Origin of the sequence: Bacteroides ilei (assembly GCF_900128495.1) — a bacterium.
Taxonomy (GTDB): Bacteria; Bacteroidota; Bacteroidia; order Bacteroidales; family Bacteroidaceae; genus Phocaeicola; species Phocaeicola ilei.
This window is the reverse complement of sequence record NZ_LT635801.1, coordinates 3,629,308-3,643,928: the sequence shown is the minus strand read 5'-3', so window position 1 is coordinate 3,643,928 and position 14,621 is coordinate 3,629,308. Positions and strand designations below refer to the sequence as shown.

Sequence of the window (14,621 nt, the reverse complement as noted above, 5' to 3'; positions counted from 1 at the left end):
GACCTTGCTCAGCCGAGCGGGACGCGGACTACCTTTGTCGGTGGGAATGGGACTTCCGGGCATCTCCATACGGTTCATGTTCATTCTGTTATTCGCTGGCTTCCCCAGCTGATGTGTATCTTGCCTTCGCTGTCCTGCGTACGGACGAGCAGGCTGTCTATGACGGACATCGTGATGTCGAACTCCTCGAAGATCTCGGACTGCTCCTTTACCTCACCCGTCTTGATGAACTCGTTCAGACGCTCCTTGGTCAGTACCAAGGCCATCAGGTTCTGTTCGACCGAGTCTTCATAGGTGACGTAATGGACGTTCTTCATCTCTCTGGAGTCCAGACGGATGAAACGGAAATAGAACTGCTCCATACGTGGGATGTTCCATTGCAGGGATTCCAGTATCACGTCATTGCAGGTAGGTATGTTCACCGAGCTGCTCAGGCTCTGCTGCGTGCATATCAGGATACCGTTGATGGTGGAGTCGAACTCCGTCACGATTTTCTGACGTTTCCTGAAGGCCACGTCTCCCTTGACCACGAATACCGGCCTGTCGGGTAAATGTGCCCGGATATAGCTCTCATAGAGGTCGAAGGCCGCCAGCGTGGTGCACCCGATGGCCACCTTGCCCGGTATTGTCCTCACGAGCCTTTCGATATAGCGGGTCTTGGAGGGATATTCGTCGCCGTAATATCCCTCTATCAGGTGCGGGACCGAACAGGCCTTGATAAGCAGCTTGATCTGCCTCATGAGTCTCAGCCCCGCATCCTTTTTCGTGTCTCCCGTGCTGTTGTAGTACAGTTCGCAGATGCGGCAGAACTCCTCGATGATGACACGGTACACCTCGTGTTCTCCTTCCGAAGGGCGGACAGTATGCGTACGTACCCGGTATTTCTCTCCCGCAAAATCCCTGAATTTACGGGTGATGATCGTCTTGCCGATAAGTTCGGAAAGCTCGTCCTTGTTGTAGACATCCTGGTTCTGTTTCTCTATGCCGAAAACGGTGGCTTTCCCCGGGCAGTGACAGGCGCGGAAGAGGACGTGTCCCCTGAAGGCGGGAAACGGTGTCCCGTAATCCGGGTTGTTCTCTTCCTCTATTTCGTGATCCCTGTTCTCGTGGTAGACCTGCGGGCTCCAGCATATCATGTTTACGGAGTTGTTGTAGAGCAGCTCGAACTGGCTGTACAGCTCCGCGATGTTGTTGCGGGTGGTTGTTCCGGTATCGAGGATCTTGTATCTGATTCTTCTGAAGATGCACAGGACGTTCCTTGTGCGCTGTGACGTGGGATTGGTGATTTCGTCCGACTCGTCGAAGACCAGGCACAGTTTCCCGCAAGTGCGTCTGACGAAACGCATCAGACCTTTTTTCAGCTTGCCGAGCATGGAAGTGGAGACGACAAGGAAGGTTCCTTCCGGTACATGGTCGAGGTCTCTGAGGTTTTGTATTGTGCGGAACCGTTCCTTGTTTACAGTCAGGAACGGCACCCAGGTCATGTTGGTGGCGATGGCTGGTGCCAGTATGATGACATTCCTTGCTCTCCGGAACTTGAGCAGGTATTTCGCCCGGTGATAGACGGCGGCGGTCTTGCCCGAACCTTGCTGCCAGTTCAGCAGGGCATAGCGTTTCTGCAGCACGAGGTTCAGGTCGTGTTTCTGCAAGTCCGTGAATTCGCAGACCTCACCGCCCTTGTTGATGAATGTACACCGGTCCAGATATTCTTTCAGGCCGGCATCTTCCTGCATCTCCGCGAACTGGAGGTTCTGGATTTCATACTGCCTCTGTTTGCGCCGTATCAGTTTCCGGGCGGCACGGATCTGCCGCATGTTCTTTTCCGTGACGGCATCGGGCATCGGGAGTTCGGCCCTTCCGAGTATGAGGTCGTTGATGCCCGCGGCCTTGTGTGTGACCTTGTCGAGCAGACGGGGGGCGTATTGTTTCAGTTTGAAACCGTAGGATGTCTTCACCAATGCCACTTCCTTGCGTGGCACCATGTTCTGCGAGGTAATGTACCTGCGGATGATGCCGAGAACCTTGCCTGTAGTCAGCTTCTTGCGTTCCCATTCCTTTATCTGTTCCTTTGTGGCACCCTCCGGCGGTTTCTGGTTGCGGAATTTGGACACCAGCGCTTCCGCCTTTTCGATGTGCCTGTTCAGCACGGCATGGGCCTTCAGCTCGTACATGTACTTGGCAAGCCTGTACTCGAACGCTTCCAGCTCCTCACGGTCTATCCGGTTGGTTTCCCGCATCAGGTCAAGGCGCAGCCGGTGTTTCATCTTCCGTATTTCGGCGATGCGGCGCTTCAGCTCCTCCATGCTGACAAATTCTTCCGCGTTGTAGGGCTGCATTTCTATATGGAGGGAACGGCGGAGGAATACCATGACCTTAGTGGCGAAGTTCTCTACACCCACCGAAGAGAAGGCTGTACGCTCCAGCCGCGTCTGGCCGACAAACGAGAAGTTGGAGTTGACTTTCGCCACGCGGGTCTTTTCCCAGAATTCGTTCTGCATGAAGGAGAGCGGGACGATCATCATCAGTATTCCGGCCGGGGCGAGCACGTCGTATGCCTTGTCCATGTAATATTCCTGTGACAGGCGGTAGTCAAATCTCAGGTTGAAGGGTGGGTTGCCCACGACGATGTCGAAACGCTGTTCGGGGCTGTACAGCTGTATGTCGCATTTTTCGATGTGGGCCTCCGGGTAGAGGTATCTGGCAACGGCTACCGCCTTGCCGTCGATGTCGAATCCGTAGGTATTGTGCAGGTTGGGCAGATGGTTGAAGAAGTTGCCCATGCCGCAGCACATGTCAAGCACCATTTCCGCCGATGTCGGAGAAAGGGCCTCCACCATGCTCCGGCATATCTCGTGCGGGGTGAAGAACTGTCCCATCTCGAACTCTTTCTTGGCCTCGGCGTATTCATGGTAGCTGGCGAAGTCCGACTGTCGGAGGTTGTGCAGTCCTCCGATGCCCGTGTAGCAGTTGTAGATGCTTTCCTTCGGGACGAGGTCCTTGCCGGAGTCTATGGCGAAAAGTATTTTTTCGTTGACCTCGGCACGCCTGTCCTTGGGAATCTGTTGGGGTATGATGGCATACATGTCTTTTCTTTTTTAATGGTTGGAAACGAAGACACCCCGCAAGGATGCCTTACGGGGTGCCGGAATAAGTATTTCATGAATCAGTCTTCCCTGAGCGTGATTTCGTCCAGTCGCAGCCGTCTGTAGCAGTTCTCTGCGGTCTGGCTGTCCTTGAACCGTATGTCGATGCGTCCGTTCTTGTAGAACTTGATCTGTTCGGCGTTGGTCAGGGTGAGGTCGTACCATTTCGATATGTCCACATTACGGGCGTCAAGGCCGATAATCATACCGGTTGAACCGTTTATCACGTCATCCGCTCCGTATGCGATACCCTCACAGAAAATGTCCACTTTCCTTCCGCAGTCATACGAGAACTCGTATTCCCGGTGATATTCCAGGTGGATGCTGTCCCAGTACACGATGTCGGGGAATGTGATCTTGTCCTTTTTCAGCTCGGGCTTCACCTTGCTCCAGCGGGCAGGCTGTACCGTTTTCAGGAAACGGGCCAGCAGCTCTTCCTCGGCGGTCTCCCGGAAGCTTTTGCCTCCGAGGTGTTCGATGACCGTGTCCACGTAGGTCTGGTAGACCGGACGGAAACCCATGCGCAGTGTCCGTCCGTCAATCTGCGGGACAGGGACATTGACGTTGTATTTCCTGTTGAAGTACGAAACGATGCGGTTGGCGAAGTTCGCGTTGGCATTGCAGTTATTGTCCGCAAGCTCGTTGATGAGGTCAAACGGTTTGAATTCGTTGTGGGTATAGTCATCCTCCCCGCTGTAGTTGAAATGGAAGTTCCGTATGGTGACCTTGCCGTTATCCTCATACCTGAAGTTCTTGATTCCCCGGTATTGTTCCGCTTCTTCCTTGAAAATGGCGTACCACCGGTCAATCCGGTCAAGCGTATTGTAAAGCTGGTCCTGCTGGAGCTGGCAATACTGCCGGTCCTGTTCTGTAATCTTGTCCTCGTTCCTCACTTGTACGTTCAGGATTCCTGTGAGCAGGTCGGTATGGCTGCCTGCTGTTGTTGTCGCTGTAGTCTGCATAACTGTATTATTTTAGAGATTGTCATTTCGGATTTGATGCGGTAACAGTAGGTGATGTGGCTGTCCATGTCCTTGACCAGTTTCACCTGCTCGGGATGGAAGTTGAGACGCCGTTCCACGGCCGGAGCGTCTATCTTGTCCCATTCGTTTTGCGGCAGGAACCGGTTTTCATGGCGGAAACACCAGAGTACGATCTGGTTTTCCCAGTTACCCTTGAACACGGTCCCTTCGTAGTCATTCAGGAACTGCTGGAAGTCCTCTTCCGTCCTGAAAGCCTTGTCGAAACCCTGGTACAGGTTGCGTGCGTCCGGACTTGTATCCTTGGTCAGATAGTACTGTCTCCATGTCTCCGTGGTGAAATCGCCATAGAGCGGGTCAGGTTCGGAATAGGACCATAACGGAACTCTTGCCGTGAATGCGACGGCACCGTTGGCACACGCTCCGCAGTTTCCCCAGTCCTTGAATGCTCCTTCCGTCCATCTGACGAAGGTCAGTTGCCTGGGGTCAATATGGTGGAAAGATCCTCCGCTGACGCTCAGTCCTATACCGTCATATTCTTCCCAGACAAAGGGAATGTAGGGCTCTTCGCAGATTGAGATCAGTCCGCTCGTTTCCTCCCGTTTCTCGATGAGGGCGTTGCCGTAATACTTCCCGTATCGGTCCACATAGATGAGTCTGTCTCCGACCTGCGGAGTCTTTTCAGAGCGTGTCCTCTCTATCAGTTCCACATAATTGTTGGCCATATCCACGTCCTGCTGTATCAGCCAGTGTTCGTGATCGTACTGTACATTCAATGGCTTGAGTGTTTCCACCGTGTACTTCTTCTTCGCTTTCTGTAACATGACATTTGATTTTTTGTTAGTCCGGCTTACAGGGGCCGGAGTTCCCATAACTACAGGCCTAAAAAGGTCGTGTTCCGTACATGCAAGGCTTCGGGAAAAAATACCGCAAGCCCACCGGGGCGAGGATGATTTTTTCCACGAACCCGAAGGGCTTGGCCTTGCTTGTACGAGAAGAACACGAATTACCTTTGCCTGTGGTTATGGGGACTCGGCTGCGGTATGACTTCTCCTTTTGAGGTGTGTTTGTGCGGAGAGATTATAGCCTTTTTATTCGGCCTTTTCAGAAAGAAATGTTATCTTTGCAAATGAGATAATGAGTTGTTTGAAAGCATGAGAAATATAGCGGTTCGGAACAGTCCGGCTTTTTCTTATCCATTGCCCGTTCTCGTGCGAGTTTGCTCCAATCTGTTGATAGTCAAATAAAAACTATCTTATTACAACAAATATAGTGAAATCTGCTCTCACTAAAAACAAGTACCGATAAAAAGACCTTCATTTTTTGGGGAAAAGAACTTCATCTTCGGGAAAAAACAATTTCATCTTTAAAGGAAAACACCTTCTTCCTTGCCTCCAAACACCTTGACGTTTTTACCAATATTCATAATCATCTTTTCAATATGCCCATAATCTCCGGACCAAGATACGTTTATTCCTCAATCCTCATCTTTTTCAGAATACCTAGTAGAACTACCCTGTAGGGTAGTGGAAAAATTCCGGGAAGTCGGGAACTTTGCAGCAGAAACAAAAAGCTATTATTCAATGAAGGAAATGAAAGCATTCTTATTTATGCTTATAGGCAGTTTTATTCCTGTCTGCCTGTCGGCACAGACCGTAAGCGGAAAACTGCTAGACGGAAACAGGCAGCCTTTACCATACGCCAATGTAGTCCTGCTGTCACTGCCGGATTCGACGTTTGTGAGTGGAACAATCAGCGGTGAAGACGGATCTTTCACACTGGAAACAACATCGGAAAACCAGATAGTGAAAATTTCCTCCATCGGATATAAGACGGTGTACAGACCTGTATCACCGGCCAATATCGGTACCATTCAGCTCGTAGCGGATGCGCAACGACTAGGAGAAGTAGTAGTTAAGGCCGATCTGCCTAAAACACGCGTAAAAGGGAATGCCATGGTAACGACCGTAACAGGAAGTGTGCTCGAAAAAGCCGGAACAGGCAATGACCTGCTTGACAAGATACCAGGCTTATCGGCTGAAGACGGCTCAGTAAATGTATTCGGAAGCGGAGCCGCGGAAATCTACATCAACGGAAGAAAAATGAGAAACAGTTCGGAGCTTGACCAACTGTCGTCCGACAATATAAAGAGTGTAGAGGTACTCCGTAATCCCGGTGCCCGATACGATGCTTCGGTAAAAGCGGTTGTACGGATCATAACCAAAAAGCCACAGGGGGAAGGATTCGGCTTCAGCAACCGTGCATACTTGGGATACCAGTATGACCTCGCCCTGCTCGACCAGTTCAATTTCAATTACCGTAAGGGAGGGTTCGACCTCGGAGGAATGTTATTCGGCAGGGACAATAAGTTTGAAGAGAACAAGATTCTCACACAGAAAACCTGTCTTGATAAAGTATGGACACAAATTTCGGATATGAAAAGTCCGTTTCATACCCAGAACATTGCAGCCATGCTTTCATTGAATTATCAGTTTAACGAAAATCATGTGATGGGAGTAAGGTATGACTTTGACAGAAGCCCTCAGATTGAGATGCGGTTGAACATGAATGCCTCGATTCATGTGGATAATACCCTGGAAGAAGAAAACAAGAGTCACACACATTCAGTCACAACAAATAATAAGCATACGGTAAATGCCTATTATAACGGTAGTTTTAATGACTGGAATGTTGATTTGAATGTAGACGGAATGTGGCTGGACAATAATAATCCCATTGTGACAGATGAATATGTCAGGCAATCAGACAAGACGGAAGTAAACAGCATTGTCCATACACAGAGTAACAGTCAGAACGAACTTTATGCAGCCAAACTCATTGTAGGTCATCCGTTATGGGGTGGCAGTTTCTCCATAGGCGGTGAATATACCTACAGCAACCGCACAGACAGCTACGTAAACGATGAGCATGTGATATCTGACAACGAAAACAAAATCAAAGAAAACGCCGTATCTGCCTTTGCCATGTACGCACACAGCTTCGGTCAACTACAAGCGGAGGCGGGTGTGAGGTATGAGCATCTGAACTCCGATTACTATGAGTCCGGGAAAAGGATGGATGAGCAAAGCCGTAGATATGATAATGTATTTCCTTCCATATCCCTGTCATATCCTATAGGTAAGACCCAACTAATGATAAGTTATTCAGGCAATATAGAACGACCTAGCTACAACAGGTTGTCAAGTGCAGTAATCTATGGCAATAAATATACATATGAGAGCGGGAATCCGCTTCTGCGTTCTTCGATACAGAATACCCTGTCGCTCAATACATCCTGGAAATGGTTGTATTTCAACATGAATTACAGCCGGATTAAGGATATGCAGATACAGATAAGCAAATCCTATTCGGATACAGATCCTTCCATTTCTCTGTTCACGTATACCAATGTTCCCAAGGTGGACAAACTGAATGCCACTTTATCTGTATCGCCGACAATTGGTATATGGTCGCCACAGTTCACAGCCATGTACAGCCAGCAATGGTTTGTGATGGACACACCGGATGGGTCCAAGAACCTCAATAATCCTATCGGATTCTTCAAGTGGGACAATACATTCAGTTTTCCCAAGGATTTTCAGCTGAACATAGATTTGGAAACTTCCACACGGGGAGAAGACGGCAGCTGCCGTATCATTGAGCCGGGAAGTTCGGTAAATTTCTCCTTATATAAAGGATTCCTGGATGGAAAATTGTCAGTCCAACTGCAGGCTAACGACCTCTTCAATACCTCATCTTCAGACATACTGGTGTACAGCGGTAACCGCCTTACAATATTTGCTCCAGAGTCGCGCCGCAGTTTCGGTATGACCATACGATACAAGTTCAATGCTACGAAGAGCAAATATAAGGGAACCGGAGCCGGAGACAGTCAGAAAAACCGTATGTGAGAAAACATAATTTCATTATTAGACTTCCCCTACTTGAGAAACGTTCCACGACGTTTAAGCTGAAGCCTCTCCCGGCATTTGCCCTGCCGGGGAGAGCTATTCGCACACTCCTTCAAAATGATATGTGATTTTAATAGTTCCGCAGGAGAAATATTGAACATCATAAAATTACTATCGGTTTCGGCATTACCGCCATGATTTTCAGAATGAACAAGTACCATGATCGGAATAAAGACCTGTACAAATATTAGATTCATTTATTCTAAAACATTCTCTGGCATATCATGATTGCCGACAACAAAATAATACTGAACTCCTGTTTCTACGTCTTTAGCATTCATGGTGGCAGGAGAAATTTCCCTTGTTTCCATGCTTTCAATCTGTTCGTGCCAATCCCATCCTAATAGTATCTTTAAAGCAAAAAACGTATTTTCACTTGTACCTGTCAAATCATATTTATAGACAGATTTGTCTTCTAATTTCTCATTGAAGGTTAATTCCATGTACGGTACGTTGTTCTCTACTACAAAATTATAACTGCCTGTCTGTTTCAAGTCTTTATTTTCATCGTACAAATAGAAACTTCTTGATTCATTATTAATGAGGAAAAACTCATCGCCTTCATTATAAGGTGATTGCATAGGATTGGCAAGGACTAAATTCAAATAACTGTCAACAATCTTTATTTCCAGTTCCACTGTCTCATTTACAATATTATCGCGGACTTTTACTATTGTCTTTCCAGTCTGTTTGGGATGTATTTCTAAATCACCCATTCCCATAGGGCTTGACAAATCTACCGTAGCTTCTAATATTTCAGGATTGTTCACTTCTATAGTGTAGTCCCGGTTTCCTCCTCTTATCATGATATTCTTTGCACCCGTTAAAGGACGTTCGTAATAGTTTTTTTCGAACGACAGATGAAATATCTGTTTGTCTTTATCTGTATCTTCTTTACAACCAGTAAAGGTTAATGTAAACAGGAATAGCATCAGTACTCCAAATAAATTCTTTGTTTTCATATTACTTTGATTTACAGTTACGTATTACCTCTTATTTTCTACATTTTTGCCTGTCGTTTTATTCATCATAGTTATCTTTTTAGTTGACTGTATATAACTGCGTAAAACAAGGTATAACCCTAAAACAATAAAAGGGATACTCAATAATTGCCCCATATTGAAAAACAACGAATCCTCGAAACCTTTTTGATTCTCCTTAGTGTATTCTAAAAGGAATCGCATGATAAAAATGGCAAAAATGCTAAACCCAAAATAGAAATAGCTTCCGATTTTAAACAGATGACTTTTATATTTGTACAGGGAATAAGCAATCAGGAAAATAATAAAATAACTTATGGACTCATAAAGCTGTGATGGATGTCTGGGTAAATCATCAACGTGCCTAAATATAAAAGCCCACGGCAAATCTGTCGGACGTCCTATTATTTCAGAGTTCATTAAATTTGAAATTCTGATAAAGGCTCCGCCTAATGGAGCCAAGATAGCTATGATGTCTATTATCTTCGGGAATGGGATGTGAACTTTTCGTGAATATAATAACATGGCAATGAACAAACCTATTGCACCTCCGTGGCTTGCCAGTCCTTTGTATCCTATAAACTCGTAAACTCCATTAGCATTTTCTCTAAATGGAATAAATATTTCAATTATATGAGAAGAAAAATATTCAAAATCATAAAATAGGCAGTGTCCCAGTCTTGCACCTCCGAAAATACCAATAACTGCGTATATAAAAAGTTTCTCCATTGCACCTGGAGTATAAATATTCTCTTTCTTATATATGTGACCAATTATATAGTAACACAAGGCAAGCCCAGTAACAAAAATCAAACCATAATATTGAATTTTCACTGGACCAAGACTAAATATAACAGGATCTATATCCCAATTTATGTATAATATTGTATTCATTTCTGTATTCACTTTTATTTCCCTAGTGTTGTCTGTTCATCACGTACCCGGAGAGTCCCCGATGTGCTTTTTTACGAGAATGACATCATCGAGATGAGTGGTGTACTGCTTGCTGACGTGCTCGTATTTGAGATGCCACAGCTTGTCAAATGATTGCATAGATTTAAATCAGGTGAACTATATGTCATCATGCTCTGATATGATGGAGTTCTCTATAAAGATATCTCTGACAGCCTGAAGCAGTTTCTCCTTTTCGAATTTCTTCAATTTGCCCGGGTATTTTAAATTCTTTAAAAAGTCTATAAATGAGAGGGCTAAATATTTGAGACATTCTTCTTTCGTAGCCGACTTAAAATAACCTTCGAAATCCACCACAAAATCAGCCGTGAGACATTTATACATTCTTACTTCAGGAGTTACAGAACCCCTATATTTCAAAGTTTTATCCTCATAGTATTTAGGACGATGCGCTTGAAAGAATTGACTGAACTTAGGTGACAAGCATATAAGCCTTATACTTATTGTTTCCACTAAATCAGAATTAAACCCAAGTAGCCCATTTGACAATATACTATTCAATGTAAGGATACCATCATTATAGAAACTAAAACTTGATATTTCTCTGGAAGTTACTATTCCTAATATTATTTCCATACTTCATCAATTTGATCCAAAAACATACAAATATAGTTTTTATAATTGACTTATAGTCATAGAAATCAATAAATCAAAATAAGATGGAAAATTAAAACAACGACAGTCAAAACTACCCTACAGGGTAGTGGAAAAGTTTCGGAACGTATGTAACTTTACTGCAGAATTCTAAAACTATGATGCAATAAGATCTATCAAAGTAAATCTATTTGTATTTAGTATGTGTCTTCTTATCTTCACTTAAAATTATTGACTACTGCTGAAACATATCATTATGAAAACAAATAAGATCACAACTTTTCCATGTTCTTGGAGTATGGGAGTTACATTCCTGACAGCCATTACAGTTATTATTATGGTCGTATCCGTATATTTTGTTTGGACCGAAGGATTGATTTGGCTTAAATACCTACTAATCATTATTTTCTTAGCCACCATTATCGGAGTATTGGGGCTGATGCCGCTACGACTGACCATCGGAAACGATAAAATAGGCTTACACAGACTAATCGGCGCAATTTATATACCTTTCAAAGATATTATAGAATTGAAAGCGATACCAAACTCGGATACTGCATTTTCTATTCGTTTATTCGGAAGCGGTGGCCTGTTCGGATATTTAGGCAAATTCAGGAATAAGAAATTGGGGAATTACACTATGTATGCAACCAATCTTAATGAATTGATCCTTATCCGTACAGACAGAAAGACTTATGTATTCAGTTGCAAAAACCGTGACAAACTCATTGAATCTTTTCAATCAAATGAAAAATAGCCTTCTCAGGCTGAGGCATAGCCTAGAAAACCGTATGTAAATTATGACAGCATCAATCTCTTATATAAACCTCTCGTGGGCAGTTGTGGGCATCATCGACAAGGATGTCCACAATTCTCTTCAATCCATGAAGCGTCTGGACGAACCAATAGAAGTTACCATTGAAAGATATGTCATCGGTTATCTGGGGTTCTGGCATATTACCTTTATCGATAAGGGAACAATGAATAAATGTCACGATGAAACAGTCATTCTGTATGCAAAGAAGAAGATGGAGGAATACATCACTACCCATCCTCCTATTGCTACTTTACCGAAGTTCTACATCGTTTTTCTAAATCAACCTCATATTGGCTGCGATACCCACGGCCTCAGTGATGTTTTCTGCGTGTAGTTTCTCGAAGAGTTTCTTCTTATGGAACTTGACGGTATTGGCATCAATAAAGAGAGTTTCTCCAATCTCTGTATTCGACAGTCCTTTGACGGAAAGCTGGAGAATCTCCCTTTCACGGTCGGAAAGAATCAGCTCGGGCTGTTTTTTCCATCGCCTACCCTCGAATGAATAGATATAACGGTCGGTGCATGTATGGTCTGAAATAACTACATCTCCGATGTTTTTCTCCGGTGAAAGTGAAACGGTACATAGCGCCAGCCATATATCCCCTTTGTCACTCAGCAAGATGGGGGTCAGTTTGTGGTGGATAAAATGCGAATGCCTTTCTGAGGTACAGATATGAAAATTATACTCGATGGACAAGTCAAGTCTTTTTTCTACCGGCTGGTCATAATAGAACCGGAATCCGGCTTCGTTGATTTCCATCAGACGGTTTATCTCGTCAGGGGGAACCACCTCAAAATAGAAGGCATAACCTTTATGCTGCACTTCTTCCGGTGAACGGCCGCAGAGAAACAGCGGGTTGGACGATACGTAAAGGAAATTCTTGCGGTTATAATCTATGATATACAGACTGTAATTCGTACTGCGGGCCAAAGCATTTGCCATGGCAATACAGACTCCCATCCTTCCATACTCACTATCCGGAATATCCATTCGGATTATAGGCTGAAAAAACCGGTTTATATCTTTTTTCTGTTGCATTGTATTCTGTTTAATTTCCAATATTAAATGGCTTATTTATCTGATAGTCAGCTTAGCCAGATAATCATAATGTTCACCGGCCTCCACCATCTCAACCTTGAAACCATATTGTGACGCATAAAGGGCAAGTGTATCAAAATCGACATAAAGCCAGTCGAACTTATCCCCACGGACCTGCTTATATTGCATACGGAAATCCACTTCACCATAATACGCACCGGCCAGATCAATCACATAACTCCCGTCTTCATCATCTTCATACAGATATTTCAAGTCACTCGAATCCATCAGGATACATCCTCCCGGAGCCAGCAACTGTTTCATACGACGGAAAAAATCCGGGAAACGTGACAACTTACCCACAATGCCCGAACCGTTCATCAGCATCAGGACCGTATCAAACTCACCACAGAAATGTTCGTCGAACAGGTCGGCCTGTTCCACATCCAGTCCACGTTCCCTTATCACTTCTACCGATAAAGGAGATATGTCGATAGCCAGACTCTTCTTCCCCATCTTTTTCAAAGCCAATGAATGACAGCCGCTTCCGGCTCCTACATCCAGAATCCGACCGTCTGCCAGCTCCAAGGCCTTCTGCTCCAGTACGGGCATCTCATCGAATGTACGGAACAGACTGGCTACGGGAATTTCATCTTCATCGAACTGAGAAGAAAACACGCGCAGACGGCCGGCCTTACCATGTCTGAAAAAATCGGCGATGGCTGCACCCATCGGATCTTTACCGGCAGATAGCAAATTAGCACTCATAATATTTCGGTTTATACTTACCCTGCAAAAATAGTATAAAAACATCACGCCTGCAAAACGGACATACCGGAACAGAAATTACACATGCATATTGTTACATGTTTATTCACCATATTTACCTTTTTTAAGAATAAAACAAGAAAATAATTAGGTTTTATGCATGCATTTTCGAATATATCCGTATATTTGCACCCGATTTAAGAATAATTATGCACGATGAAAAGTAAGAACAGCAGACTTGATTCTATTAAGATGATTATCTCCAGCCAGGAGATAGGAAGTCAGGAAGAACTACTCCAGCAATTGGCCAAGGAAGGTTTCCAGTTGACCCAAGCCACATTGTCAAGAGACTTGAAACAGCTGAAAGTAGCCAAAGCGGCCAGTATGAACGGAAACTACGTATATGTATTGCCTAACAATACCATGTACAAACGCATGACCGACCCGCACAGTGCGTCAGATATGCTCCGTTACAACGGCTTCCTGTCAATTGAATTCTCTGACAACATTGCTGTAATCAAAACCCGCCCGGGTTATGCCAGCAGTCTGGCTTACGACATCGACAATAATAACTTTCATGAAATCCTCGGAACAATAGCCGGAGATGATACCATCATGCTAATTATCCGTGAAGGATGTACACGCACCCGCGTGAAACAGTCTCTGGCACATGTCATCCCGAATTTGAATCAATAAGATATTACACTAGTATAAGAAGATATTTAAAGAAATGGATACACCAAAACAAATTGATGTTATGGTTGCCGATGCCTCACATGAGGTTTATGTCGACACAATTCTGGATACAATCCGTGAAGCCGCTAAGGTGCGCGGAACCGGTATAGCTGAACGTACTCATGAATATGTAGCTACCAAAATGAAGGAAGGCAAAGCCATCATCGCCCTCTGTGGAGATGAGTTTGCCGGATTTACCTATATTGAATCATGGGGAAACAAGGAATACGTGGCCACTTCCGGCTTGATCGTACACCCTAAATACCGTGGATGCGGCCTGGCCAAACGTATCAAACACGCATCTTTCACCCTGGCCCGCCTGCGTTGGCCGAAAGCCAAGATCTTCAGTCTGACTTCGGGTGCCGCCGTCATGAAAATGAATACCGAACTGGGATATGTTCCGGTAACTTTCAATGAACTGACCGACGACGAAGCCTTCTGGAAAGGCTGCGAAGGATGCATCAACCATGAAATCCTGATGGCCAAGAAACGTAAGTTCTGTATCTGTACAGCCATGCTGTATGATCCGGCCTTGCATCAGGACGACAAGATCACGAACTTTTAATCTGTTCCGGCCTTGAGCCGGACATTATTTTATCTGATTATCAATATAACAAAATAC

The 14,621-nt window shown here is 44.9% G+C and carries 14 protein-coding genes; 5 read left to right on the top strand and 9 right to left on the bottom strand.

Going from position 1 to position 14,621, the window contains the following annotated elements; genetic code table 11:
- Positions 1–80: 80 nt before the first annotated feature.
- The 3 genes from BQ7489_RS15635 to BQ7489_RS15625 all read right to left on the bottom strand — a co-directional run bounded on the left by BQ7489_RS15635 (position 81) and on the right by BQ7489_RS15625 (position 4,947).
- On the bottom strand, positions 81–3,083 hold the full coding sequence (locus BQ7489_RS15635) for an N-6 DNA methylase (protein WP_072531831.1): 3,003 nt from the start codon (positions 3,081–3,083) through the stop codon (positions 81–83).
- A gap of 80 nt (positions 3,084–3,163) precedes the next feature.
- Positions 3,164–4,105: a hypothetical protein gene (locus tag BQ7489_RS15630; RefSeq protein WP_072531830.1), complete on the bottom strand. Its 942-nt coding sequence runs from the start codon at positions 4,103–4,105 to the stop codon at positions 3,164–3,166.
- Positions 4,045–4,947, bottom strand: a complete 903-nt coding sequence (locus tag BQ7489_RS15625; protein WP_083580726.1) for a DUF4121 family protein — start codon at positions 4,945–4,947, stop codon at positions 4,045–4,047. Before BQ7489_RS15625 ends, BQ7489_RS15630 begins: the two co-directional genes overlap by 61 nt.
- Before the next feature lie 759 nt (positions 4,948–5,706).
- Here BQ7489_RS15625 and BQ7489_RS15615 point away from each other — a divergent pair.
- Positions 5,707–8,034, top strand: coding sequence for an outer membrane beta-barrel family protein (locus BQ7489_RS15615; RefSeq protein ID WP_072531829.1), 2,328 nt, complete (start codon positions 5,707–5,709; stop codon positions 8,032–8,034).
- A gap of 257 nt (positions 8,035–8,291) precedes the next feature.
- Here BQ7489_RS15615 and BQ7489_RS15605 read toward each other — a convergent pair whose 3' ends face one another.
- From BQ7489_RS15605 to BQ7489_RS15590, 4 genes are read right to left on the bottom strand one after another with little or no spacing between them, the layout of a single operon-like run.
- Positions 8,292–9,056 (bottom strand): hypothetical protein, encoded by a 765-nt coding sequence (locus BQ7489_RS15605; RefSeq protein WP_239496965.1) that lies wholly within the window; start codon positions 9,054–9,056, stop codon positions 8,292–8,294.
- 24 nt (positions 9,057–9,080) lie between these two features.
- The gene (lgt, locus tag BQ7489_RS15600; RefSeq protein ID WP_072531827.1) at positions 9,081–9,968 is read right to left on the bottom strand and encodes a prolipoprotein diacylglyceryl transferase; all 888 of its coding nucleotides are present in this window, start codon (positions 9,966–9,968) and stop codon (positions 9,081–9,083) included.
- A gap of 39 nt (positions 9,969–10,007) precedes the next feature.
- Positions 10,008–10,127: a DUF4113 domain-containing protein gene (locus BQ7489_RS17985; protein ID WP_113745268.1), complete on the bottom strand. Its 120-nt coding sequence runs from the start codon at positions 10,125–10,127 to the stop codon at positions 10,008–10,010.
- A gap of 18 nt (positions 10,128–10,145) precedes the next feature.
- Positions 10,146–10,622, bottom strand: coding sequence for a hypothetical protein (locus tag BQ7489_RS15590; RefSeq protein WP_162617826.1), 477 nt, complete (start codon positions 10,620–10,622; stop codon positions 10,146–10,148).
- 274 nt (positions 10,623–10,896) lie between these two features.
- On the opposite strand from BQ7489_RS15590, the gene BQ7489_RS15585 reads away from it, so the two are divergent.
- Both BQ7489_RS15585 and BQ7489_RS15580 read left to right on the top strand, forming a co-directional pair.
- Positions 10,897–11,397, top strand: coding sequence for a PH domain-containing protein (locus tag BQ7489_RS15585; RefSeq protein WP_072531825.1), 501 nt, complete (start codon positions 10,897–10,899; stop codon positions 11,395–11,397).
- A gap of 43 nt (positions 11,398–11,440) precedes the next feature.
- Complete coding sequence (locus BQ7489_RS15580; protein WP_072531824.1) at positions 11,441–11,791, top strand: hypothetical protein; 351 nt, start codon at positions 11,441–11,443, stop codon at positions 11,789–11,791.
- On the opposite strand, the gene BQ7489_RS15575 is transcribed toward BQ7489_RS15580, so the two are convergent.
- Positions 11,732–12,496 (bottom strand): helix-turn-helix transcriptional regulator, encoded by a 765-nt coding sequence (locus tag BQ7489_RS15575; protein WP_072531823.1) that lies wholly within the window; start codon positions 12,494–12,496, stop codon positions 11,732–11,734. The two genes, BQ7489_RS15580 and BQ7489_RS15575, sit on opposite strands and share 60 nt — an antisense overlap.
- A 36-nt stretch (positions 12,497–12,532) precedes the next feature.
- Positions 12,533–13,264, bottom strand: a complete 732-nt coding sequence (locus tag BQ7489_RS15570; RefSeq protein ID WP_072531822.1) for a class I SAM-dependent methyltransferase — start codon at positions 13,262–13,264, stop codon at positions 12,533–12,535.
- Between the two features lie 216 nt (positions 13,265–13,480).
- Here BQ7489_RS15570 and argR point away from each other — a divergent pair, with 216 nt between their 5' ends.
- Together argR and BQ7489_RS15560 are read left to right on the top strand one after the other, a co-directional pair.
- Positions 13,481–13,960 carry an arginine repressor gene (gene argR / locus BQ7489_RS15565; protein WP_072531821.1) on the top strand — a complete coding sequence of 160 codons (480 nt, stop codon included), beginning with the start codon at positions 13,481–13,483 and terminating at the stop codon, positions 13,958–13,960.
- A gap of 34 nt (positions 13,961–13,994) precedes the next feature.
- Entirely contained in the window at positions 13,995–14,564 is a 570-nt protein-coding gene (locus BQ7489_RS15560; protein WP_072531820.1) for a GNAT family N-acetyltransferase, read from the top strand.
- Positions 14,565–14,621: the final 57 nt, after the last annotated feature.